Annotated in this window: 21 protein-coding genes, 4 tRNA genes and 1 riboswitch; of the genes, 4 read left to right on the top strand and 21 right to left on the bottom strand. The window is 30.6% G+C overall.

The genetic code is table 11. The features are described from left to right. Nucleotides 1–18: 18 nt before the first annotated feature. The 10 genes from ACUV9F_RS00835 to ACUV9F_RS00790 form a co-directional block, all read right to left on the bottom strand. Complete coding sequence (locus tag ACUV9F_RS00835) at nt 19–1383, bottom strand: DUF6056 family protein (protein ID WP_446183801.1); 1365 nt, start codon at nt 1381–1383, stop codon at nt 19–21. Nucleotides 1384–1393: 10 nt separating this feature from the next. Further along, nucleotides 1394–2098 carry a GntR family transcriptional regulator gene (locus ACUV9F_RS00830; protein ID WP_446183800.1) on the bottom strand — a complete coding sequence of 235 codons (705 nt, stop codon included), beginning with the start codon at nt 2096–2098 and terminating at the stop codon, nt 1394–1396. A 101-nt stretch (nt 2099–2199) separates the two neighbouring features. Further along, a tRNA-Gln gene (locus ACUV9F_RS00825) sits at nt 2200–2271 on the bottom strand. Between the two features lie 6 nt (nt 2272–2277). Then, a tRNA-Tyr gene (locus ACUV9F_RS00820) sits at nt 2278–2360 on the bottom strand. Between the two features lie 100 nt (nt 2361–2460). Further along, the gene (locus ACUV9F_RS00815; RefSeq protein WP_446183799.1) at nt 2461–3915 is read right to left on the bottom strand and encodes a peptide MFS transporter; all 1455 of its coding nucleotides are present in this window, start codon (nt 3913–3915) and stop codon (nt 2461–2463) included. A 144-nt stretch (nt 3916–4059) separates the two neighbouring features. After that, nucleotides 4060–4782, bottom strand: coding sequence for an MIP/aquaporin family protein (locus tag ACUV9F_RS00810; protein WP_446183798.1), 723 nt, complete (start codon nt 4780–4782; stop codon nt 4060–4062). 99 nt (nt 4783–4881) lie between these two features. After that, a complete protein-coding gene (glpK, locus tag ACUV9F_RS00805) occupies nt 4882–6378 on the bottom strand; it encodes a glycerol kinase GlpK (RefSeq protein ID WP_446183797.1) in 1497 nt (498 codons plus the stop codon). Nucleotides 6379–6400: 22 nt separating this feature from the next. Further along, a complete protein-coding gene (locus ACUV9F_RS00800) occupies nt 6401–7120 on the bottom strand; it encodes an MIP/aquaporin family protein (RefSeq protein WP_446183796.1) in 720 nt (239 codons plus the stop codon). Next, nucleotides 7113–8642, bottom strand: a complete 1530-nt coding sequence (glpK, locus tag ACUV9F_RS00795; RefSeq protein ID WP_446183795.1) for a glycerol kinase GlpK — start codon at nt 8640–8642, stop codon at nt 7113–7115. Before glpK (ACUV9F_RS00795) ends, ACUV9F_RS00800 begins: the two co-directional genes overlap by 8 nt. A 200-nt stretch (nt 8643–8842) precedes the next feature. Continuing rightward, nucleotides 8843–9175 carry a cyclic-phosphate processing receiver domain-containing protein gene (locus tag ACUV9F_RS00790; protein WP_446183794.1) on the bottom strand — a complete coding sequence of 111 codons (333 nt, stop codon included), beginning with the start codon at nt 9173–9175 and terminating at the stop codon, nt 8843–8845. A 99-nt stretch (nt 9176–9274) separates the two neighbouring features. On the opposite strand from ACUV9F_RS00790, the gene ACUV9F_RS00785 reads away from it, so the two are divergent. Beyond that, nucleotides 9275–11077, top strand: coding sequence for a sulfatase-like hydrolase/transferase (locus tag ACUV9F_RS00785; protein ID WP_446183793.1), 1803 nt, complete (start codon nt 9275–9277; stop codon nt 11075–11077). Nucleotides 11078–11145: 68 nt separating this feature from the next. On the opposite strand, the gene ACUV9F_RS00780 is transcribed toward ACUV9F_RS00785, so the two are convergent. The 8 genes from ACUV9F_RS00780 to ACUV9F_RS00745 form a co-directional block, all read right to left on the bottom strand. Next, nucleotides 11146–11218: transfer RNA gene (locus tag ACUV9F_RS00780), tRNA-Thr, on the bottom strand. 13 nt (nt 11219–11231) lie between these two features. Continuing rightward, entirely contained in the window at nt 11232–12155 is a 924-nt protein-coding gene (locus ACUV9F_RS00775; protein ID WP_446183792.1) for an alpha/beta hydrolase, read from the bottom strand. Between the two features lie 54 nt (nt 12156–12209). Continuing rightward, a tRNA-Asn gene (locus tag ACUV9F_RS00770) sits at nt 12210–12282 on the bottom strand. 61 nt (nt 12283–12343) lie between these two features. Next, nucleotides 12344–13621 (bottom strand): serine--tRNA ligase, encoded by a 1278-nt coding sequence (gene serS, locus ACUV9F_RS00765; protein ID WP_446183791.1) that lies wholly within the window; start codon nt 13619–13621, stop codon nt 12344–12346. Nucleotides 13622–13893: 272 nt separating this feature from the next. Then, complete coding sequence (locus tag ACUV9F_RS00760; RefSeq protein WP_446183790.1) at nt 13894–15450, bottom strand: helix-turn-helix domain-containing protein; 1557 nt, start codon at nt 15448–15450, stop codon at nt 13894–13896. 64 nt (nt 15451–15514) lie between these two features. After that, complete coding sequence (locus ACUV9F_RS00755) at nt 15515–16939, bottom strand: amino acid permease (RefSeq protein ID WP_446183789.1); 1425 nt, start codon at nt 16937–16939, stop codon at nt 15515–15517. Nucleotides 16940–17040: 101 nt separating this feature from the next. Beyond that, nucleotides 17041–17215: riboswitch (Lysine riboswitch) on the bottom strand. Between the two features lie 47 nt (nt 17216–17262). Then, a complete protein-coding gene (locus ACUV9F_RS00750) occupies nt 17263–17742 on the bottom strand; it encodes a GNAT family N-acetyltransferase (protein ID WP_446183788.1) in 480 nt (159 codons plus the stop codon). Further along, nucleotides 17735–18295 carry a TetR/AcrR family transcriptional regulator gene (locus tag ACUV9F_RS00745; RefSeq protein WP_446183787.1) on the bottom strand — a complete coding sequence of 187 codons (561 nt, stop codon included), beginning with the start codon at nt 18293–18295 and terminating at the stop codon, nt 17735–17737. The genes ACUV9F_RS00750 and ACUV9F_RS00745 overlap by 8 nt, the downstream gene beginning before the upstream one ends. 166 nt (nt 18296–18461) lie before the next feature. Here ACUV9F_RS00745 and ACUV9F_RS00740 point away from each other — a divergent pair, with 166 nt between their 5' ends. The 3 genes from ACUV9F_RS00740 to ACUV9F_RS00730 all read left to right on the top strand — a co-directional run bounded on the left by ACUV9F_RS00740 (nt 18462) and on the right by ACUV9F_RS00730 (nt 21522). After that, nucleotides 18462–19361 (top strand): ABC transporter ATP-binding protein, encoded by a 900-nt coding sequence (locus ACUV9F_RS00740; protein ID WP_446183786.1) that lies wholly within the window; start codon nt 18462–18464, stop codon nt 19359–19361. Next, entirely contained in the window at nt 19354–20949 is a 1596-nt protein-coding gene (locus ACUV9F_RS00735) for an ABC transporter permease (RefSeq protein WP_446183785.1), read from the top strand. The genes ACUV9F_RS00740 and ACUV9F_RS00735 overlap by 8 nt, the downstream gene beginning before the upstream one ends. A gap of 69 nt (nt 20950–21018) precedes the next feature. Continuing rightward, nucleotides 21019–21522, top strand: coding sequence for a thiol peroxidase (locus ACUV9F_RS00730; protein WP_446183784.1), 504 nt, complete (start codon nt 21019–21021; stop codon nt 21520–21522). 26 nt (nt 21523–21548) lie between these two features. On the opposite strand, the gene ACUV9F_RS00725 is transcribed toward ACUV9F_RS00730, so the two are convergent. From ACUV9F_RS00725 to ACUV9F_RS00715, 3 genes are read right to left on the bottom strand one after another with little or no spacing between them, the layout of a single operon-like run. Continuing rightward, entirely contained in the window at nt 21549–22265 is a 717-nt protein-coding gene (locus tag ACUV9F_RS00725) for a hypothetical protein (RefSeq protein WP_446183783.1), read from the bottom strand. Further along, entirely contained in the window at nt 22262–23110 is an 849-nt protein-coding gene (locus ACUV9F_RS00720) for an ATP-binding cassette domain-containing protein (protein WP_446183782.1), read from the bottom strand. The genes ACUV9F_RS00725 and ACUV9F_RS00720 overlap by 4 nt, the downstream gene beginning before the upstream one ends. Next, nucleotides 23103–23474 (bottom strand): GntR family transcriptional regulator, encoded by a 372-nt coding sequence (locus ACUV9F_RS00715; RefSeq protein WP_446183781.1) that lies wholly within the window; start codon nt 23472–23474, stop codon nt 23103–23105. The genes ACUV9F_RS00720 and ACUV9F_RS00715 overlap by 8 nt, the downstream gene beginning before the upstream one ends. Nucleotides 23475–23535: the final 61 nt, after the last annotated feature.

The following is a 23535-nucleotide window of genomic DNA, read 5'->3' as shown; positions in this document are numbered from 1 at the left end:
TAAAAAGAAATATAATTTTTATACTATAACATTAATAAAACTCATATATTGAAAAATTCCAATGAAACAAATCATTAACAACATAGTAAATTTCAACTTATCATAATTCATTTTAGAAATTATATACATGATAGAAATTATTATAGTTTCATACATAAACATAAAGGTTCTTGGACCTGAAGCCCAAATAGTAGGTGAAAAGCCCATAATAATTCTCGATAAAAATCCCACTACAAGTAAGCCTACTATAAAAAATGAAGTTAAAGACTTTTCACCAATAATACATATTCCAAAGATCAATATAATTGAAAGCAATAATAAAACTATATCAGGAATCCAAGTAACAATATTATTTTTTACTAAATTCGTTCCATACTCATGTACTGAATTAACAAAAAAATAATTAATCGGAAGAATATGGTTAAATATTTCATTTTTACCAAAAAGAACAACAAAAATTGCAGGTAAAGCGAATAGAGAAGTGGTCCATATATTTTTTAAAAGTTTTTTTTGCAATATAGCCAAAAATACACAGATAGTTAAAACAAAAAACAACACTTGAAAATTAAATAAAAAATGACTAATTGTTGAAGAAAATCCTAATTCAATTTTCTTCAACAATGATACTTTATCCAATAAAGGCATTCTGCTCATTTCAACACTATTTCTGACTTTATTTCCTTTTGAAAGTAGTATAAATATAATAGAACCCAGTGTAATAAGTAATTGAAAAAATTCAAATTTAAAATCCATCTTATTTAGGAATTTATAGCATACAATACTAGCTAAAATCAAAAACATTATCCCTGCCATTTGCTCTTGATTTACAGCATAAATTAAGAATAAAATTGATAAGATATAAATTAAGATGTTATTTTTTTGATTGAAATATTTTCTAATTATTGGGATAAGAGATAATTCTCCACATGCTAGAACCCATAAATAATTTGTAGTCGTCGCAACCCACCCAGCTTGATTAAACATTTCTACTCTAATCATAAAGAACAAAGAAAATGATGATATAAGATATAAAAAATTCTTTTTATCGTCTTCAGTTCTTAGTAGATATCGATAAGGAATATATACGACAGTAAACATAGCCATGGTATCCAAAATTCTCCACATAAAAGATAAATGAACCATCAAAGACAAAACTAATTCTATCAACACTCTAGAAGACCAACCATCATACCTGTATTTCATGAAATTAAAAATTCCATATTCAGATAGCATATGTCCAAAACCTTTGTCGTCTCCTCCTACTGGAATAACCTCATGTCCACCATAAATATTAAGAATAATATTTAAAAAAAATAATAAAAAGATAATTAAAACAATTGCAACTGTTTCATAGTTTACTTTCTTTATATATTTTTTCATCATAAAAGAATTTTTATCCTCTCTCTAAATAAAATTCAAATCTATCACTTGCATATTGTGTTCTTACATATTCAAAGGGCAAGCCATCTTCTAAAAATGTTAATTGTCTTAGTCTCAAAATAGCAGATGATCTTTTAACATCTAACAAATTAGCAATTTTTTCTGATGCTAATGTCGCTGTTACCGTTTGATTAGAATTACCTATTTTATATCCACCCTTATTTTCAAGAGCATTATAAAATGAAGTTGTTATATCCTTTTTACTCAAATTAGAAATCAAATTGGCTGGTACAGTGGTTGTCTCAAAACATATAGGTTGTCCATCTGCATATCGTATTCTTTCCATCCTCAAAACTTGTTGTTCGGATTCTAAATTTAGATTTTCCATTTCACTAATAGATGGATCTGATAGATAATAACTTACAGTTTTACTTGAGGGTACTCTACCTTGAGATTTCATTATTTCAGTAAAACTTGTAGTTCCAGTCATTTTTTCTTGGACTCTACTGCTTGCTACATAAGTTCCTGAACCAACTTTTCGCTGTAGAATACCTTCATCAACTAACGTTTGTACAGCCTGTCTTAAAGTCATTCTGCTCACATGAAACGTTTGAGAAAGCGATCTTTCAGATGGAATTCTTTCTCCTATTTTCCACTTCCCTGACTCTACTTCTTTTTTTATTTGATTATGTATTTGGATATATACCGGTACATTCATAAAAGGTTCCTCTTTGTAATTTATTAACACATTTAAAAGCACAAAACTAATATACCAATTATAACAAAAAAACAGGACCTACGGTCCTGCTTTTCAACTTATTGGGCTAGTTGGATTCGAACCAACGCATCACGGGATCAAAACCCGTTGCCTTACCGCTTGGCTATAGCCCAATGTTATGGAGGGGAGAGGATTCGAACCTCCGAACCCGAAGGAGCGGATTTACAGTCCGCCGCGTTTAGCCAGACTTCGCTACCCCTCCAAAACAATAAATATATTACAGAAAATACCTAACTAATGCAATAGTTTTTTTTAAAAATTGAATAATAAAAAACCACTAAACAAATTTAGTGGTTTAATTTCTAATTTACACCCTTCATTAAAGGTTTAATTTTTGGAGTTAATAATGCCAAAATTATAGCAAATACTATAATTAAAACACCTATAACACTAAAGTACATAACATCATTAACTTCATAAAACTTAACTATTTGAGCATTTATCGCTTGTCCAGCAGCATCTGCTAAGAACCACATACTCATCATCTGTGCACCAAATGCTTTTGGAGCTAATTTAGTTGTTACTGATAATCCAACCGGTGAAATCAATAACTCACCAAACATTACTAAGGCCCAACTTAACACAAGCCATAATGGACTAATTTTACCTGGTGTTGCTAAAGGTAGTGCCAGTACTAAGAATGATATACCTGTAAAAATTAAACCTAACCAAAACTTAGTTGGTGAACTTGGTTGTTTCTTGCCTAATTTTGTCCACATCCAAGCAAAGAATGGTGTATATAAAACAATGAAGAATGGATTTAACATTTGAAATTGTGGTACTTGTAGATTCATGCCACCAAAATGAAGTTGTGTTCTATTTGCAACAACTAAAGCAAGAACAGATGATCCTTGTTCTTCAATTGCCCAAAAAATAACAGCTGCAATAAATAATAATATATATGCTCTGACACGAGATTTTTCAACTTTTGTAACTTTTTCACTTCTAAGCATAATTACAAAATAAATAACTGGAATTAATACACCTAAGATACTTAAAATCCAAATAACATTACTAATATTTAATGTATGAGTAAATACCATTAATGCTACTAATACAGCAACTATAACTGCTCCGATTCCAATATACTTAATTACTGAAGATCTTTCTTCGTCAGTAATTGGATTAGGTACTTTTAAACTATCTTCATGAAGATTTCTTTTTCCATCAAGAACATAAAAAATTAAACCTAAAAACATACCAATTGCTGCAAGTGAAAATCCTGCGTGATAGTTATATTTTCCTTGAACATATCCAACTGCGAGAGGAGCCAATAATGAACCAAAGTTAATACCTAAAACAAAAATACTAAATCCTGCATCACGACGTGTGTCTTCTGGTGAATATAGTCCACCGACCATTTCGGAAACATTTGGTTTTAACATACCTGTACCAACAGTAATTAATAATATTGATACGTATAATGCGGGAGCACCAAATGGTAATGCTAAAACAATATGACCAAACATGATTAGCACTCCACCCCAAAACACAGTGCGACGACTTCCTAAAATACGGTCACTAACAAATCCACCTAAAACACTACTCATATAAACTAGGGAACCGTAAATTGACATAATGGAAGCAGCAGTTGCCTGAGGAAATCCAAGACCGCCATTCATCGTCTTATCAAACATGTAAAGCAATAGGATGGCACGCATCCCATAGTAACTAAATCTTTCCCAGAATTCTGTTAGAAATAAAGTTCTTAAACCTTTCGGTTGCCCAAAGAATCCCTTATCTTGTTTTGAGTCCATAATCTTACCTCTCAAACTATAAATTAAAATTTCTCTAATAATTGTCTAATATCATAATATTAAAATTCTTTGATGTCAAAGGATTTCTAAAAAAATAAACAGATTTTTTTAATTTAAGAAAATAAAAAAAGGCCTAAAGGCCTTTTATACTGGCAATAACATGAATAAATATGCAGCTACCACAGCACCAGCTGTTGGTGCTACAACCGGAATCCATCCATAGCTCCAGTCTGATGTTCCTTTGTTTTTAATAGGTAAAATTGTATGCATAATTCTTGGTCCCAAATCACGTGCAGGATTCAAAGCATAACCAGTTGTTCCACCTAAAGCAATAACAATTGCAAAAATTAATAGACCAATTAATACGGGCTTGAACGGACCAAAATTATTGTGTCCAGTCATTTCTAATAAAACAAACATTAAAGTAAATGTACCTACAAACTCACTAATGAAGTTTGCAATTGGATTCTTAATAGCAGGTACAGTGGCAAAAGATGAAAGAATTTCTGTAGAATCATCTGTCTCTTCCCAGTGTGGTAAAAATTGTAACCATACTATTAACGAACCAAACATTGCGCCTAATAATTGCGCAATAATATAGAGAATAAATAGTGAGAAGTTGAGCTCACCTGTAACAACCATTCCTAATGAAACGGCCGGGTTTAATAACGCCATACTCATAAAATTAGATGCGAATACACCAAATGTCACAGCAAGTCCCCATCCCAAAGCGATAGTCATCCAACCATCATTAAATGATTTTGTTTTTTTCAATAAAACACCAGCAATCACACCATCACCAAGTAAAACCATGATAGCTGTTCCAATAAATTCACCCAATAATTGAGTCATTGTACTTGTTCCCATTTATATTTTCTCCTAATAAAAAAATAGATGCTGTTTTCAAACAACATCTACATATTTTATCATTTAATTAATATAGAACAACTAATTATATTTGCATAATTATTTTTTAAACGCCTTTGTTGCTTCAATAGCATTTTGCCAACCTTCATATAAATAACTTGCCCTATTTGACTTCATTTTGGGTTTTACAAGAGTTCCTTCATGATAGTCCTTTTTTATATCTTCTGTTGAGTTCCATACGCCAACACCCAGTCCTGCAAAAAAGGCTGCTCCTAATGCAGTTGTCGTATCTAATTCATTAGCAACCTGTACATTAGTCTGTAAAATATCTGATTGAAATTGAACTAAATACTTATTTGCCGCAGCACCACCGTCAACTTTTACCAAAGGTATGTCTAATCCTGAATCATTTTTCATAGTATCAACAATATCTTTAAATTGATAAGAAAGTGACTGCAAAGTGGCTTTTACTAAATCCTTATCCGTTGTTCCCCTTGTAATTCCAAAAATACTTCCTCTAGCATTCAAATCCCAATAAGGAGCGCCTAGACCAGAAAATGCTGGAACAACATATAATTCATCATCATTAGCTGATTCTTTTGCAATTTTTTCAGTTGAAGGTGTATCTTTAATAATTTTTAAGCCATCACGTAACCACTGTAATGCTCCACCCGCTACAAATATTGTCCCTTCAAGAGCATAATTAATTTTTCCATTAATTCCGTAGCCGATAGTCGTTAATAATTCATTATTAGAAATAATTGGCTTATCTCCAGTGTTCATAACTACAAAGGCACCTGTTCCAAGATTTCCTTTTGTCATACCTTTTTCAAAAGCCATTTGGCCAAATAATGCTGCTTGTTGTGAACCCGCCATTCCTGTTATTGGTACTTGGCTACCAAAGAAATGATAATTTACTGTTTTGCCAAAAATTTCTGAATTACTTTTCACTTCAGGTAACATTGCCATTGGAATGTCTAAAAGATCTAACAATTCTTTATCCCAAGTCAAGTCATATATATTAAATAACATAGTACGACTAGCATTGGAGTAATCTGTATAAAATGATTGTCCTCCAGTTAGTTTCCATAAAATCCAAGTATTAACAGTTCCGAATAATAGTTCACCTTTTTCTGCTTTTTCCTGTGCACCAGGTACTTTGTCTAATATCCAGCGAATTTTTGTAGCAGAAAAATAAGGACTGATTGTAAGACCTGTTTTATTTCTAATCATGTCTTGTTGATTATCATTAATTAGCTTATTAACTAAATCAGTAGTCTGTCTTGATTGCCAAGCTATTGCATTATATATAGGAAGTCCAGTGCTTTTATCCCAAACAATAGTTGTTTCACGTTGATTAGCAATCCCTATTGTTTTTATTTCGTCGGGCTTTATTCCTGATTCAATAAAAACTGTTGCAATTGTTGATAATACGGAGTTCCAAATATCTATAGCGTTTTGTTCAACCCATCCTTCTTTGGGATATGTTAAATCAATTCTTTTTCTATTCATGGCAATTCTATTGCCTTTTAAATCAAAAATAACTGCTCTGGTGCTTGTAGTTCCTTCATCAATTGATAATATATACTTCTTCATTTAAATACTTCTCCAACAATAATTAAGGTATTAATAAATATAATCCTGCTCCCAAAATTCCTCCTACAATCGGTCCTAAAACCGGAATCCAACTATAAGACCAATCTGATCCGCCTTTATTTGCAATAGGTAATATTTGATGGGCGATTCTTGGTCCTAAATCTCTGGCAGGGTTAATTGCATATCCTGTTGTTCCACCTAATGACAAACCAATCGATGTAATTAAAACACCAACAGCCATTGGATTTAGTCCATCAGTAAATTTTCCTCTAGTAAATGCTAATAAACCAAATACCAAAACTACTGTTCCTATAACTTCAGATACAAAGTTTGCTCCATAGCTCCTAATTGCTGGTCCAGTAGCAAATGTTCCTAAAATGACTGATTGATCGTCAGTTTCTTTCCAATGTGGTAAATATTGTATCCAAACTAAAATAGCCCCAAATATACCACCTAATGTTTGTGCAATAATATATGGTAGGACATATGCCCAATCAAAATTACCAGCAACCGCCATTCCAATTGTTACAGCTGGATTCAAATGTGCTGGGCTCAAAAAGCTTGATGAATATACACCTAAGATTACAGCAAATCCCCATCCTAAAGTTATTGCAATCCAGCCTGCACCTTCTGCTTTTGTTTTCTTCAAACTAACTCCCGCAACTACACCATCACCAAGCAAAACTAAGACTGTGGTACCAATGAATTCACCAACTAATTGCATAAATAAGCTATTATCCATTATTATTACCTTCTTTATCTTGAGATTTGTGTGTGAAGACTCTAGTAGCTTTTACCGCCTGAGTCCATCCTTCATATAACTCAGAAGCACGTTTTTTATCCATTTTAGGTTTAAAGATTTCGCCATCTGCATATTCTGCTTTAAGTTCATCAATATCTTTCCAAAAACCAACACCTAGTCCAGCAAGAAATGCTGCTCCTAAGGCTGTCGTTTCAAGGTCATGAGCTTTTTGAATTGGAATTTGTAAAATATCAGATTGAAATTGTAGTAAATAATCATTATTAGCAGCTCCACCATCGACTTTTAACAATGGAATATCAATACCTGTGTCTTTTTTCATAGTATCAATAACATCACGTGATTGATAAGCCAATGATTGCAAGGTGGCCTTAATAAAATCTTCTCTCGTTGTTCCTCTAGTTAATCCAAATACTGCACCACGAGCTTGAGAATCCCAATATGGTGCACCTAATCCAGTAAACGCTGGAACAACATAGACTTCATCATCATTTTTTGATGCAATCGCTGCCTCGTAAGAATCAGGTGCATGTTCCACCATATGCATTGCATCACGTAACCATTGAATTGCAGAACCAGCCACAAAAACACTACCTTCAAGTGCGTAGTATACTTTTCCATTTATTCCGTAACCAATTGTTGTTAGTAAATTATTATTAGATATTTGTGGCTTTTCACCAGTATTCATGACAACAAAGGCACCAGTTCCATAAGTATTCTTTACCATACCTTTTTCAAATGCCATTTGCCCAAATAACGCTGCTTGCTGGTCTCCAGCCATTCCTGAAATTGGAGCTTCTGTTCCATAAAAATGAAAATCCTTTGTTTTCCCGTATATTTCAGAGTTAGATCTTACTTCAGGAAGAATTTTATTTGGAATATTTAATATTTTTAGAATTTCTTCATCCCATTTCAATTCATTTATATTAAATAACATGGTACGACTAGCATTAGAATAATCCGTTATATGCGAATCTCCACCGGTTAGTTTCCATACAAGCCACGTGTCAATGGTTCCAAAAAGCAATTCTCCTTTTTCAGCACGCTCTTGTGCACCTTCAACATGATCTAATATCCACCTAATTTTCGTTGCTGAAAAATATGCGTCTATAATCAAACCAGTTTTTTCATGTATTAAATCAGAATAACCATCATCTATTAATTTTTGAGCAATATCTGCAGTCTGCCTTGATTGCCAAACAATTGCATTGTAAATTGGAAGACCTGTTTTTTTATCCCATATTATTGTGGTTTCACGTTGGTTTGTTACACCAATACCAGCAATTTGGTTCGGTTTAATTTCCGATTCAATAAACACGTTTGCTACAGTTGATAAAACAGCATTCCAAATTTCATTAGCATCATGTTCTACCCAACCTGGTTTTGGAAAATACTGTGTAAACTCTTTTTGCGCATCAGCTAATTGATGTCCTTTTTTGTCAAAAATAATTGCACGTGTACTAGTTGTACCCTCATCAATTGCCATAATATATTTCTCTGCCATAATTTCCTCCTTTTTATGAAACCCTTTACATTCAAACTTTATAACATCTTTGCATCACTTGTAAACAAAAATGAAGCGACATAATTTTATTGTAATTTCTCTCACAGATAATTATGTTTGTTATTCAGTGTTTTTTATTAAAAAAGTATAAATTTGTGAAAAAAATAATCTAAAAAAATAAGATTGCAATAGTAGCAATCTTATTCAAAATCATCAGGATAAGAAACAATTTTTACATTTATGTTAGGAGATATAACTCCACTTTTTTTGGCTACATCCAACTGATCTTTCATATAATCTACTGCGACAAAATCAGATGAATGAATCCAAAGATTATCAACATACCATTGGTTATTGATAAAATCATCTACAAACGTCTTGCCCTGAGGAACTCCCCAGCCAAGACTATTATCAAGTGAAATGTGTGTGACCTTAGACTTATTTTTTATAAAAACTTCTTCTAATTCTTTAACCGTATTAACTAATTGCCAATTTTTTGGTTCATAACGTAAATCATCTAAAAAAAGTTTCATATTTAACATCTCCCTCAAACTAATGTTATCATATCAAAATAGTCTTTATCATTAAAAAATATATTTTAATATATATTATCAGCAATCAAGAGGTGTTTTATGTTCTACTTATTTATTATATGTGTAATTATTCCACTACTTATTTTAATGCTCATTAAAAAAAATAATTTTTTAAAAATTTTAATTGGCGCATATTTAAATTTATTTTTTTCGTTTTTTGTTAGTCTTAAAGTAACAGAAATATATCTGAATAAAAAAATATCAACTGTTGAAATTTTCAAAAATAATATTACATCAATCAAGTTTATATTTTTAATAGCAATTATTTTTCTTACTACTTTATTTATAGTACTTTTAATTATAAAAAAATTCTTTTCTGTTAAGTTTATAAAATTCAACAATCAAAAACATATAAGATATATAATTCCTATATTACTATTCACTTTAGGCTTTTTCTTATTATTATCAGCATTATGGGAAAATAGAACTTTTGGGTTACTCACACCTGAGCAAATCATTTATAATTTAACTCAACCAATGGAGGGTGCTGACAATAGCTTTTTGATTTCTTTTCTCAAAGGTCCACTACTTAAATCTATCATATTCTTGTTTGTTGTATCCTTTTTTTATTTATATTTCAAAAATTTCAAAGTTTTTATTGGCTTCGCTAATAAAAAAATATTAATAAAAATTTCAACTGTTTTAAGTGTCTTAAGTATAATTTTGTCACTATGTTTTACAGCTATCGCCGCAAAAAAAGCTGACGCTTTTGCCTTTTATTCTTATCTAACGTCAGATTCTACGTACATAAAAAATAATTACGTAAAACCTGATTTTCAAAAACTAAAGTTTCCTAAGAAAAAAAGAAATCTAATATATATTTATTGTGAATCGTTAGAGTCAACAACTATCTCTAAAGAATTAGGTGGTCAATGGACTACAAATCTAATGCCTGAACTAACAACCTTATCACGTCAATCCGATAGTTTACATTTTTCCGATACTGATAAGGAATTTGGAGGCGCTCAACAACTTCCTGGAACAGGATGGACTGTTGCAGGAATGGTTGCACAATCATCCGGCCTACCTCTAAAAGTACCAACAGCATCTGGAAATGATTATTCAAAAACAAAAGGATCAAAATTTTTGCCAGGAGTTATTTCACTAAATGATATTTTATCTAAGGAAGGCTATAACCAGACACTCCTTTTAGGTTCTGACTCAACATTTGGTGGGAGAAAAAATTATTTCCAACAACATGGAATTAAAAAAATTGATGATTTAAATCAAGTAAAAAAAGAAAAAAGACTTCCTAAAAAATATCATGTATATTGGGGGTTTGAAGACTCCAAATTATTTAATTTTGCAAAAGAAGATCTTACAACTTTGAGTCAGTCTGACAAACCATTTAACTTAACTATGCTAACAGAAAATACTCATTTTATTGGTGGATATGCCGAAAAAGATATGCCCAAAATATACAATGATCAATATTCAAATGTCGTATCTTATTCAGACCATCAATTAGTTGAATTCGTAAATTGGATAAAAACCCAACCATTTTATCAAAATACTACAATCGTTATACACGGCGATCACTTATCTATGGATCCATATTTCTATCAAGGAGTTGAAAATAGGCGAACTTTTAATCTAATTATTAATGGTAGTGAGTCGGCTGCCACTGTTAATACCAAGAATAGAGAATTTAGTACCTTAGACATGTTCCCTACGACTTTAGCAGAGCTAAACGTCGAAATCCCAGGTGATAGATTAGGACTAGGTACTAATCTTTTATCTAATAAAAAAACTTTGATAGAGAGGGATGGATTTGCAAAAGTTAATAAGGAACTTTCAAAACGATCCACTTTCTATAACAAAACATTCATGAATAATAAATAATAGTATTTATAAATATTCAAGCAAAAAATCCATAAAGACTATTTAAAATCTTTATGGATTTTTATTTATGCCAGTTGCAGGATTCGAACCTGTGACCGCCGGTTTACGATACCGATGCTCTACCAACTGAGCTAAACTGGCATAATAAATACTTTTAATCAAAGTACTTATTTAAAAACTTACCTATTTTATTTTGATATAACTTAGGATTTTTTGCAAATGATTTCGCATGACTTGCGCCCTTAACTAACCAAAGTTCTTTTGGACCTTTAGTTGCTTTATAATTTTCATATACCATTTTCGTTGGGACAAAATCATCTTTATCGCCATGAATAAAAAATGTTGGTAAATGATTATTATTTAGCTGTTTAACACTACTTGCTTCATAAGGGTCATATCCGCCTTTTATCTTAGTTACCCAACTAAGTGTTTTTACTAAAGGTATCGGTGGAATTTTATAAAGATTACCAGCTTCATAAAATAATTCGTCTTTTAATGACGTATATCCGCAGTCTTCCACAATTGCTTTTACTTGTGATGGCAAATTGATTCCACTTGTCATCATGACTGTCGCTCCACCCATACTTATTCCATACAATCCTATTTGTGAATTTTTTCCATCTTTTTTTATTACTTTATTTATCCATTTTAAATAGTCGTCTTTATCCAACCACCCATATCCAATAACATTACCCTGACTTTGACCGTGAGCTCGATCATCAGGAGCTAAGACATTATATCCCATATCATGAAACATCTTTATTTGTTGAGCCATGTCTTCTTTTTTGCCCATAAATCCATGAGCAATTATTATGGTTTTTTTAGTTGTATTCTTCGCTGGAACATAATCTGCAACTAATTTTAAATCATCTGTTGCTGAAAGTTGTTTCCAAGTTATTTTATTTTTTTCTAACCATTTTTTTGCCTTATACATACTTTGTGTTGTTTTTTCGGACTTTAAAAAAGTTTTTTGTCCTGGTACAAAAGCAACATCATAAAAATACAAACTTGCAGCAGTAAATACACTTGTCAATAATACAATAATCACTATAATACTAATAATTATTTTCTTTTTCATATTTTCACCTAAGAATAGTTTGTATAAAAAAAACCAGCAAAAGCTGGCTTTTTACTCCGGTTGTCAGACTCGAACTGACGACAACCTGATTAACAGTCAGGTGCTCTACCAACTGAGCTAAACCGGAATATAACTTGACGACTATTAAATAATATCTTTTTTAAAAATATCAGTCAAGTTATTTTTTTCTATTTTGTAATTTTTGTAACTCCACCCATGTATGGAACTAATGCTTCTGGAATTGTTACTGATCCATCTTCATTTTGATAGTTTTCCAAAATAGCAGCCACCGTTCTACCAACAGCCAAGCCGGATCCATTCAAAGTATGTAATAGCTTAACTTTTCCATCTGAATCACGATATCTTATTTGAGCTCTACGTGCTTGGAAGTCAATACAATCTGAACAACTAGATATTTCTCTATACATATCTTGTGCTGGCAACCATACTTCTAAATCATAAGTTTTTGCTGCTGAAAAGCTTGCATCACCACTAGCTAAAACTATCCTATGATATGGAAGATTTAATTTTTCTAAAATATTTTCAGCATTCCTTGTCATTTTTTCTAGTTCATCATATGAACTTTCTGGCGTTGTAAATTTAACCATTTCAACTTTGTTAAATTGATGCATTCTAATTAAACCACGTGTATCACGCCCAGCACTTCCAGCTTCAGATCTAAAACTTGGACTTAGCGCTGTAAATTTTTGTGGAAGTTGATCTTCATCTAAAATTTCACCACGATAAAAGTTAGTTAAAGGAACTTCTGCTGTAGGAATTAGGGTTAATGGGTCTTCTTCATTAAGTACTGTATAGACATCTTCAGTGAATTTAGGGAATTGAGACGTACCAAACATTGAATCGTTATTTACTAAATAAGGAGTAATCATTTCTTTATATCCTTCTTGGGCGTGTTGATCCAACATAAAACTATACACCGCACGTTCAAGTCTTGCACCAAGTCCCACATAATAAACAAATCTACTTCCAGAAACTTTTGCTGCACGTTCAAAATCTAATATTCCAAGTTCTTCTCCAATTTCAAAATGTGCTTTAGGTTCAAAATCAAATTTTCTAATATCTCCCCATTTTTTAACTTCTTCATTAAAACTTTCATCAGGTCCTACAGGAACAGAATCATCTGGAAAATTAGGTAGTCTAACTAATATATAATTCATTTTTTCGTCAACATCATTTAATTGATTGTCTAGATCTTTAATTTGGGCAGATACATCTTGCATAGATTTGATTTGTGAAGAAGCATCTTCTTTATTTCTCTTAGCCTGAGCTATTTTTTGAGATACTTCATTTCTTTGTGCTTTTAAATTTTCTGTTTCTACTAAAATTTCTCGACGCTTAGAGTCTAGTTCTACAACTTCGTCAATTTGTTGTGCAGTAACTCCTCTTGAAGCTAGTTTATCTTTTGCCCATTGTGGGTCTTTTCTGATTTGTTTTATGTCTAACATAATTTTCTCCTTTTTATTTTGCTAATAAAAAAATCGACTCATCCCTGCAAAGGGACGAATCGATTTATTCGCGGTACCACCCAAATTCAGATACAAATATATCTGCTCTTTGAGGATGATATCGATATCCAACCGATGGTTATTAGCCATAAGCTCGAATACTGGAATATGACTTTGCTAATTCTCACCAACCACTAGCTCTCTGAAAAGTCTGATAGGTATTCTTATCGCTTGTTGATTTAATAATAATGCATAAGAAATATTATTTCAACTTAATCATTTAAAGTTTGTTGATTTGTCCAAATTTCGTGAATTAAACTATATAATTCGCCATATTGTCCTTCAAGGCCGCCATAAACCCATTGAAACATAAATGCTTTTTCATTTATTCCATTAGGTATCAATTTTTCACTTTCAGCAATTACAAGATCTGCGTTTTCTATTTCCTCAGTTATATCTACAAAAGGTATTGACTCAAGCATTTGCATTAAATCACTGTGTATCATGAAGAACCTCTCCATTCCAACGAATACTTGAACTCTATTTTCAACTCGATTTAATATTACTCTTCTACTAATTAAATCATACATCCCCTCAGCAATATTAACTGTATCGTTACTAAATATTTGAAATTCATCTCTCATAGCAACTTGCTGAACTGTATCTAGCGTCATTTTCTTTAATTCAGGATAGTCTAATTTTGACATTGACAATTGATAATTTAAATAAAAGTCAGACAGCCCCATATAATTACCCTTAAAGGCAACACTTGCTACCGTTGAAGCAATAAAGTTATTTTTGAATTGCTTCATTGCATTGTCATCATAATCCATGGCATCTTGCAAATCTAAAGGAAATTTAGAAATTATTTCTTCCACAAAATTATAAACATCAGGATTAGATTTTCTAAATAATTTTAAAACTCTATTAATTGCCTCATCATCTTGGGGCATGAAAGTTGGCATACATGTGATATATAAATAATAATGTGCAGACTCTAATAGCTCTTGTTCTGAATTTAAAGGAGACTTTTCGTTTCTTGCCTCTAAATAATTTTTTACAACATTAGGATACGGATAGCGTAGTAAGACAATTGATAAGTCATCATTTGTGATTACTCTTCCTCTACTAGTATTATTCGTATTAATAGCAACAAAGGTTGCATAAAACTCTAAAGTTGTTTTATCAGGTACAGGTATATTAAATTCATTAAGAGCATATTCAACAAAATCTAAGCATCTATCGTGCGATATGTTCTTAAAAGGCCACTCGTATCCACGTGTTGCATTCCAAATCAATCCAGTCAATCCTAGTCTTACCATCTTTTCATCACCAATAATTTTTATTGGTTCATAGGTTAAACGCAAATTAAACTTTTTCATGATTGTTCTAATGGGTTTTAAGTGCCTTAAAACTGTAGCTTTACTACTATTTTCTTCCTCATAAAAAGTTTGAAACGAACTACATTTTTCATTAATAATACAGTTCATAATAAATTTATAAGGATGAGAATTTTTTACCAAATAAAAATGGTACTTATCCGGATCTACATTAAATATTTCAGAAATACTAGGATTCTTTTTTCCCAATATTTCTTCCATATCATTTAGAATTCCTAAATAAGTGTTGTAAATACTTCCATAACTTTTTTTAAGTAAGATAGCGATTTGTCTTAAGTTCACTTCTTCTATTTTATAGTCAAGTGCTCTATAAGTGCTTAATCTGTCAGTATCTGCCATCTCTCTGACTTTGATTTGAGCAATTTTAATAAATAAACTTAACTTTTCTGAATCTGAAGAAGTTAAAAATAAATCGTTTGATTTTTCCAAGACAATTCCTCCGACATTAATATTCATTTTAACGTTAATTTATTTTACTTTTTTAAACACATATTTACAACTCAATATCTTCTAATTTTATAAATTTAGTTTTATATTTTACTTTATAATAAATAAAAAATATCACAAATAATGGAATACTCATATAACTAATCATTAAATTAAACCAATTTAATGATAATACAGAGTTGATATCTTGACCGAAAATTACAATGACTCCTAAAAAAATAGCTAACAATGGACCAAATGGATAAAGTGGAGCCTTATATTTTAAAATTCCTAGGTCCTTTTTTTGTACAATAAATGCTTTTCTAAACCTATAATGCGACCAAGCAATACCTAACCAAGCAATAAATCCAGTCAATCCACTTGCTGCAACTAATAATTGATAAACATTACTACCAACGATGCTTAACATTAAAACTGCTAAACCAAATATCCCCGTTACTAATAATGCAAAGACTGGTATACCATTATTATTCGTCTTTGAAAAAATTCTCGGTGCAAAGTTTGTCTCTCCCATTGACCATAGCATTCTCGTTGCTGCATACATTCCTGAATTTGCAGCAGATAATACTGCTATCAATATTACTACGTTAATAATATCAGCAGCTCCAACTAATCCAATCTTGTCAAACACCAATGTAAAAGGACTTATCGCAATATCTTTTACACTTGAGCCTAATAATTTTGGTGAGGTGTATGGTATCAAAGCTCCAATCACAAAAATAGCTAATACATAAAAAATTAATATACGCCAAAAAACTTGTTTGATTGCTTTAGGGATACTTTTTTCAGGAGTCTTTGATTCTCCAGCTGTTATTCCAATAAGTTCAGTACCTTGAAACGAAAATCCTGCAACAACAAAGACACTCAACATTGAGGGAAGGCCTCCAACAAATGGAGCTTTTTTATAGTGAAAATTCGTCAATCCAACACTAGATTTGCCATTAAATCCAAAGAAAATCATCAATCCACCAACAATTAAAAATGCAATAACTGTAACAACTTTTATCATTGACATCCAATATTCAGATTCCGCAAAAGTCTTAACAGAAATGATATTAATAAAAAAAATCACTATTAAAAAAAACAAACTAATTAGCCATCCTGGAATTGAGGGCAACCAATAATGAACAATAATTGCGGTTGTTGATAAATCAACGGCTAAGGTAATAGCCCAGTTAAACCAATAATTCCAACCTAATGCAAATCCAACAGCTGGGTCAATAAACTTATTTGCATATGTCGAAAACGATCCTGAAACTGGCATATAAGTGGCCATTTCGCCCAAACTAGTCATTAAAAAATATACCATAATACCAATTGCTGTATAAGCAACCATCGCTCCACCTGGTCCAGCAGTTGAAATCGCCGACCCACTGGCAACAAATAATCCTGTTCCAATACTTCCACCTAACGCTATCATCGATAGATGTCTTGTCTTAAGTGACCTATTCACTTTTGTATTCTTACTCATATTCTTACCTACTTATAAAGTATTACAAATAGTCGAATAATAACTAAAAAACTCTTTATTATGCATTGCGCATAACAAAGAGTTTAATTTCACTTATCTCAGTTATTAATAGCGCACCGCAGTTTTCTGCGACAGTATATTACCTATTAAGCAATATCCCAACAGATACTTTTCATAGAAAATATCCATTTCGGCATCTCATCCTTTCAATAAAAACTATAGCTGCTATGTCAGCAGTTTTTATTTACTAATAATCAATGCACCTCTATTTGTTAGAGACATTGTAATATATACAAATTCTTAATTCAATAAAAATATAACTATTAGAGCTTTTTCATATAATATTGTTGATTTTGCAATCCCAATATACTCATATCCGCTTCATACTTATATTCAAAACCATTTTTTAACAAAACTTTTTTTGATGCCTCATTTTGTTTGGTAGTAGACGCCCACAACTCAGTAATATTGAGTTTTTTTGAATATACAATAGCTAGCTCAACAGCATCTGTGACAATACCTTTATTTCTATAATTTTTATCAATTGCAAAACCTAGTTCCCTTGTATTAACTAAATCTTTTGATTGCCCTCTCTGGTTTAAAAATAACAATCCTACAAATTTATTATTATATAATATCTTGTTATACCAAGGATTATTTACTATTTCATTAAACATTGCTCTTGCTACATTTTCCGTTAAATTTTGAGGAAATCCTGCACTTTTTATACTTGGATCAGATATCAACTCAAAAAAATCACTAAAATCATTAGTATTAAATTGTTCCAGTTCAATTTTAGTCATTTTTCATTACCCCATAAAAAAATAAATCAATGAGTTCAATCATATCAAAAGAATTTTTTTGTTCATCATTTACAACATAGTTAATTAACATATTAATAAATACCAATATCGTTTTATTTGATACTTCTGGCCGAAGTTCCCCACTTTTTCTTCCTTCACGGAAAAAATTATTCCAAAATTCTTTTTTGCCTTTATTATACTCATCTAAAATTTCATTTTTACCTTTATTATCTTGCATTTCTTCTAACATAAAATTGCGGAAATTCTCATTTATTTCTTCAGCTCCTTTATATTTTGCCTCAATCATTTGCTTAACTTTTTCTTTAAAATCCAACGAGTCATTATTCACAATTTTATTAAAATCTATATATCCATCCCTAATAGCTTTAATCACAACTTTGTGAGCTAATTTTTTCTTACTTTCAAAATACTTAAAAATAGTCACTTTTGACACATTTGCTTCTTTAGCAATATCTTCAACTTTAGCTTTGTTATATCCTTTTTTATAAAACAACTTCTGAGCTGAATCTAATATTAATTCATCTTTTTTCATCTACATTTCTCCTAAGTGAACTAATCTACTTACAAAGTTCATATTACAATTTAATCGCTTATTTTTCAAAATAAATAACTGAACTTTTTAGGTTTTAATAGTTCATTTATTTATTGACTTTTATTTTTTTTAGTATTAATATTCAGCTTAATTAGGAGGTTGCGCGATGACAATTCAATTAAAAATTGAACACTTAACAAAAAAATTCAAATCCTTTAAAGCACTAGATGATATTAATATAACGCTCAATAGTGGGGAAGTGCTTGGATATATTGGTCCCAATGGTGCTGGAAAATCTACAACTATTAGATCAATACTTGGTATTCTTAATCCCACTTCAGGAAAAGTTGAAATATTTGGCCAAGATGCATTTACAAATGCAGCAAAGATTCATGAAAAAATTGCTTATGTGCCAGGAGATGTCTATCTTTGGCCTAATCTCACTGGTGGAGAAACTATAGATCTTTTATTAAAAATGAATAATCAAAAACATACCTCACTAACTGATGATTTGATTAATGATTTTGATTTAGATACTTCAAAAAAGAACAAAACTTATTCAAAAGGAAATAGACAAAAGGTCGCCCTAATAGCCGCTTTTTCTACAGATGCAGAAATCTATATTTTTGATGAGCCCACATCTGGCCTTGACCCATTAAATGAAGAAATATTCAAAAAACATCTAAAAGCTCTTAAAAAAAGTGGAAAAAGTATACTCCTTTCAAGCCACATCTTAAGTGAAGTTGAAGAAGTTGCCGATCGTATTTCTATTATCCGAGAAGGAAAAATAATTGAGACAGGTACTCTTGAACAAATGCAATATTTAACAAACACTCTTATTGAAGCTAATGTTAAAAATTCACCAACAGAGATCAAAAATATTAAAGGAATTACCAATCTAGTTATTAAGAACAATAAAGTTAGTTTTCAAGTTAATGCGGATAATTTGAATAATGCCATCAATTATCTCACTTCTCTTGGATTAGTTAGTTTAAGAAGTACTAAGCCAACACTTGAACAAATATTTTTACAATATTATAAAATGAGTGGTGATAATAATGAGTAATTTATTTAAAAAAACTGGTTATTTAACACGCACATATCTAAAAAAAGATTCACTTTTAATTGTTGGAGCTATTTTATCTTTATTTATACTAATAACCGGAGTTGCAGCAGTATTACCAGCAGTTTTTAAAAGTTACAGTTCCAGAGTAGCGATTGTTGAAACAATAAAACAGCCGGCAATGAAAGCAATTATTGGCCCTTTCCATGGTAATTATTCTGTTGGTAGTATTTACTCTTCGATGATGATTGTTTGGAGTAGTATTTTAGCAATTATTTTTTCAATTATCATCGCAATTAAAAATACTCGCAGTCAAGAAGACTCAAACTTAAGTGAATTATTATTATCAAAAAGTATAGGTAGATTATCATTGCCGATGGCAAGTTTTTTTGAACTAAGTATATTATTTACTATTACTTTTTTGTTCAACTTTATAAGTCTTACATTTTTAAATATTTCTGGATTAAGTATTGAATCAAGTTTTGTCTTCTCTTTAGGAATAAGTTTAATTGGACTCTTTTTTGGGACACTAACAATATTATTTGCACAATTAGCTAATACTTCTAGTGGTACTAATATTTTATCTTACGCAACATTTCTTGTTTTTTATGTACTTTTAATAAATGGCTCTCAAAATAAAAAGGACTTTTTACTTTGGTCCACTCCTTTTGGATGGTTAACCAAACTTAGTGTCACAGATAAAAACTATCTAAGTCCACTATTTATTACTATATTATTCACTATAATCATTTTAGTAATCAGTTTTTCTCTTCAACTAAAAAGAGATATTGGTACAGGAATTTTGCCTACTTTAAAAGGAAGAAAATCGGCTTCTGCTTTATTATCAGGATTTTCATCTTTAATATTTAGAAATCAATTAACTTCAATGTTAGTATGGATATTTATTTTATTTTGTGCTGGATTAGCCTACGGTTCTGCCTTTAAAGATATTGGAAAAATTGCTTCCAGTAATCCACTACTTATGCAAATGATTGCCAAGCAGCAGAATAAAATGATTATTAATTTTTCATTTATGATATTAGGGATTTTCTCTGTTATTTCTACTATTCCAGGATTATTAACTATATTTAGAATCAAAACAGATGAAACTAAGGGATTTCTTGAACTCATTCACAGCAAAAAAACATCTCGTACTAAAATCTTTTCGACCTACTTTTTTATTGGTATTTTAAATACTTTATTAACATTTTTTTCAGGAACATTGGGACTATTTTATGCCCAAAATAGCACTTTAAAAAATCCAATTTCTTTTGATCATTTTTTTAATGCATTTATTTCATACCTTCCAATAATGTTGTTTATTTTAACTATAGGTGCTTTTTTAATTACATTCTTATCTAAATTTAATAATTTAATATGGTTGATACTCTACTATGCATTCTTTGTAAATTATTTTGGAAAATTGTTTAAAATGCCTAAATGGTCGATAGATATTTCACTTTTTGGACTAATAAAAAGAACTTGGATAACTCCATTAGATAATAAATATATAATTGCTTTTCTTATTGGTTCACTTCTCTTATGGATCAGCAGTTTGATGAAATACAATAAGAGAGATCTCGTATTTTAACAGCATATAAATTGTAGAGTAGTAGTTTTTAACGTATGATTGAATTAAATAATGAAAGGTCGTGATTTTATGAGTTTTTCTTTTCATGGAAAAGAAGTAAGAGTTCCGGGAAATAGACCCGAAATAGGTTCAAAAATGCCATCTTTTAGTGTCTTTGATAAGAATAATAATCTTGTTTCACTGAACAGCTTGCTCAGTGATAAACCGCTATTAATAAGTGTCGTTCCTGATATTGATACAAGAGTATGTAGCATCCAGACCAAGCATTTCAATCAAGAAGTTGATAATCATAACGAAATTAATTTTGTTACAATCTCAACTAATACAATTGAACAACAGAATAATTGGTGTGCTGCTGAGAACGTTCAAAATATGCGAATGCTTTCTGATAAAAATCAGAATTTCGGTAAAGCGCTGAGTATATTCATTCCTGAATTAAACCTTGATTTACGCTCAGTTTGGGTAGTAAATTCTGAGGGTGTAATAACTTATAAAGAAGTATTAGAGAACCAATCAGATGAGCCAAATTATTCAATGGTTTTAGATCATATTGATCAGATGTATACAAAATAAAAAAGAATTCCAATTGGAATTCTTTTTTATTTTGCAGGCTGTCTTCTAATTATTGCCCAGGAAATAACATTACATAGCATATATAAAACAGTTACCGTGCCTATTAAAGCCCATATGTTTGGACCTTGAACACCTGAAATTACTTTTAATAACCTTACAATTGTGTTTTGCATTTCATTAGATAAATTTCTGAATATATAAATTATAAGCATAGGTGAAAACACCAAACATGCTGCAATGATTACTAAATATTCTTTTTTGTATCTTTTTAGAATTAATCCTGCTATCATCCCTAAACTCAAAACTAAAATTATTAATAAAAAATCTAATAAGTTATTCTCAAATGAATAGTTACTAACTTTAAATAAAATGTCTGCCACTTTTGTATTTGCACCATTACCAATTTTATCTAATATTAATGAATAAATATCATTAACCACAGTCATTACAAAAGAGATAATAACAGAAGATACAACATAAGACTTAAATATAGTACTTCTTTTTGAACCAAATTGAATTGCCATATTAAACCCAGCATTTATCATTATCACTCCAACAAATAACGAATAAAATAATGTTGGAACAATTATATACATGGTATCACTTACTACAATAGGTTCATCATTTAATAAACTTACTATAAAGGGAATTATCAAAGTAAACGTAACTAGAAATGCATAAAAAGTAATTATACTATAGCCTGTTCTTCTTATTCTTTCTTTAATATTTGCCATTAATTTCATTGATTTGTCCTCCCAACAAAATATTCTTGCAAGTTTAATCTCTTAATTCTAATTTCATCCGGTAATTCCTCATTCATAGAGATATTTTTTATGTATATTTGTTTTATTTCAGAAAAACTATGAGAATAAAAAACATCGTATTTGTTTTCAATATCGGTTATCAACTCTGCTCTACCTTCTAAAATCACAGCTGAATTCAATAAATTATCGATATCATCGTCAACAATCTCACCATTTTTTATAATAATAATATGTTCAAATAACTGTTCCATCTCTTCTATGATATGTGTAGCAACAATAAATGTTCTTGGCCTTTTTGTATAAGTTTCCATCATAAATTCATAAAATAAATCTCGGTGATTTGCATCTAGTCCTAAAATGGGTTCATCCAAAAGAACATATTTTACAGGAGCACAAAGAGCAATTATTAGTTTGGTAATTGAACTATAACCTGTGGATAGTCCGCCTATTCTCAGATTTGTATCTAATTCAAATTTTGAAATCATTTGATTTGCTAGCTCCCAATCAAAATCTCCAAAAAATAACTCTGCCGTTTTTAAAATTCTTTTTACCTTTGAATCCTTATTAAAAAAATTCTTTTCACTGCTTAAATATATTTGTGATTGTGCATTTTCATTTTCTGTTACAATTTCACCATTTAAAGTAATCGTTCCATCGGTCGGGAATTCTCTATTACTTATTAAATTCATCAAAGTCGATTTGCCCGCACCATTTCTCCCCAATAATCCATATATCTTATTTTCATTGAATATTGTATTTATATTTTTTAAAACTTTCTTCTTTTTATAACTTTTTTCTATATTTTTTATCTTTAATTCACTCATCTTCATACCCCTTTTTAATAAGTTTTTGGAGTTCTTCTAAACCGATATCTAATTCTTTAGCCATTTTGGTAGTCTTAATAACATAGTTGTCATAAAACTGTTCTTGATGCGTAGTTTTAATCTGTGTTTGAGAATTTTTAGTTACAAACATCCCTAAACCACGTTTTTTTTCAATCAAGCCTTTATTTACAAGAATATTCATCCCTTTTAAAACTGTTGCCGGATTAATTCTGTACTCCTTAGAAATTTCAGTCGTAGAAGGAATCTGTTCTCCACTTTTATAAATTCCTTTAAGAATTGAATCTTCTATTTGTTGAGCGATCTGTTGATATATAGGTGTTGAGTCATTAAATTTAAAATACACAAAATCATTCCTTTCAAAGTAAAATAACATTCCTAGCTAGTTGGTTAGTTACTTATGCAAT

The sequence above is a fragment of the Daquilactobacillus linshuiensis genome (assembly GCF_052828685.1).
The sequence above is the reverse complement of the archived record's forward strand: the minus strand, read 5'-3'. Positions and strand labels throughout refer to the sequence as shown.

What these genes read in the sequence shown, in the direction of transcription:
- serS (WP_446183791.1), bottom strand. Translation starts at nt 13,621, where the DNA reads ATGTTAGACATAAAACAAATCAGAAAAGACCCACAATGGGCAAAAGAT.
- glpK (WP_446183797.1), bottom strand. Translation starts at nt 6,378, where the DNA reads ATGAAGAAGTATATATTATCAATTGATGAAGGAACTACAAGCACCAGA.
- ACUV9F_RS00785 (WP_446183793.1), top strand. Translation starts at nt 9,275, where the DNA reads ATGTTCTACTTATTTATTATATGTGTAATTATTCCACTACTTATTTTA.
- ACUV9F_RS00775 (WP_446183792.1), bottom strand. Translation starts at nt 12,155, where the DNA reads ATGAAAAAGAAAATAATTATTAGTATTATAGTGATTATTGTATTATTG.
- ACUV9F_RS00830 (WP_446183800.1), bottom strand. Translation starts at nt 2,098, where the DNA reads ATGAATGTACCGGTATATATCCAAATACATAATCAAATAAAAAAAGAA.
- ACUV9F_RS00745 (WP_446183787.1), bottom strand. Translation starts at nt 18,295, where the DNA reads ATGAAAAAAGATGAATTAATATTAGATTCAGCTCAGAAGTTGTTTTAT.
- ACUV9F_RS00725 (WP_446183783.1), bottom strand. Translation starts at nt 22,265, where the DNA reads ATGAAATTAATGGCAAATATTAAAGAAAGAATAAGAAGAACAGGCTAT.
- ACUV9F_RS00835 (WP_446183801.1), bottom strand. Translation starts at nt 1,383, where the DNA reads ATGATGAAAAAATATATAAAGAAAGTAAACTATGAAACAGTTGCAATT.
- ACUV9F_RS00750 (WP_446183788.1), bottom strand. Translation starts at nt 17,742, where the DNA reads ATGACTAAAATTGAACTGGAACAATTTAATACTAATGATTTTAGTGAT.
- ACUV9F_RS00740 (WP_446183786.1), top strand. Translation starts at nt 18,462, where the DNA reads ATGACAATTCAATTAAAAATTGAACACTTAACAAAAAAATTCAAATCC.
- ACUV9F_RS00735 (WP_446183785.1), top strand. Translation starts at nt 19,354, where the DNA reads ATGAGTAATTTATTTAAAAAAACTGGTTATTTAACACGCACATATCTA.
- ACUV9F_RS00720 (WP_446183782.1), bottom strand. Translation starts at nt 23,110, where the DNA reads ATGAGTGAATTAAAGATAAAAAATATAGAAAAAAGTTATAAAAAGAAG.
- ACUV9F_RS00790 (WP_446183794.1), bottom strand. Translation starts at nt 9,175, where the DNA reads ATGAAACTTTTTTTAGATGATTTACGTTATGAACCAAAAAATTGGCAA.
- ACUV9F_RS00810 (WP_446183798.1), bottom strand. Translation starts at nt 4,782, where the DNA reads ATGGGAACAAGTACAATGACTCAATTATTGGGTGAATTTATTGGAACA.
- ACUV9F_RS00730 (WP_446183784.1), top strand. Translation starts at nt 21,019, where the DNA reads ATGAGTTTTTCTTTTCATGGAAAAGAAGTAAGAGTTCCGGGAAATAGA.
- ACUV9F_RS00800 (WP_446183796.1), bottom strand. Translation starts at nt 7,120, where the DNA reads ATGGATAATAGCTTATTTATGCAATTAGTTGGTGAATTCATTGGTACC.
- glpK (WP_446183795.1), bottom strand. Translation starts at nt 8,642, where the DNA reads ATGGCAGAGAAATATATTATGGCAATTGATGAGGGTACAACTAGTACA.
- ACUV9F_RS00755 (WP_446183789.1), bottom strand. Translation starts at nt 16,939, where the DNA reads ATGAGTAAGAATACAAAAGTGAATAGGTCACTTAAGACAAGACATCTA.
- ACUV9F_RS00815 (WP_446183799.1), bottom strand. Translation starts at nt 3,915, where the DNA reads ATGGACTCAAAACAAGATAAGGGATTCTTTGGGCAACCGAAAGGTTTA.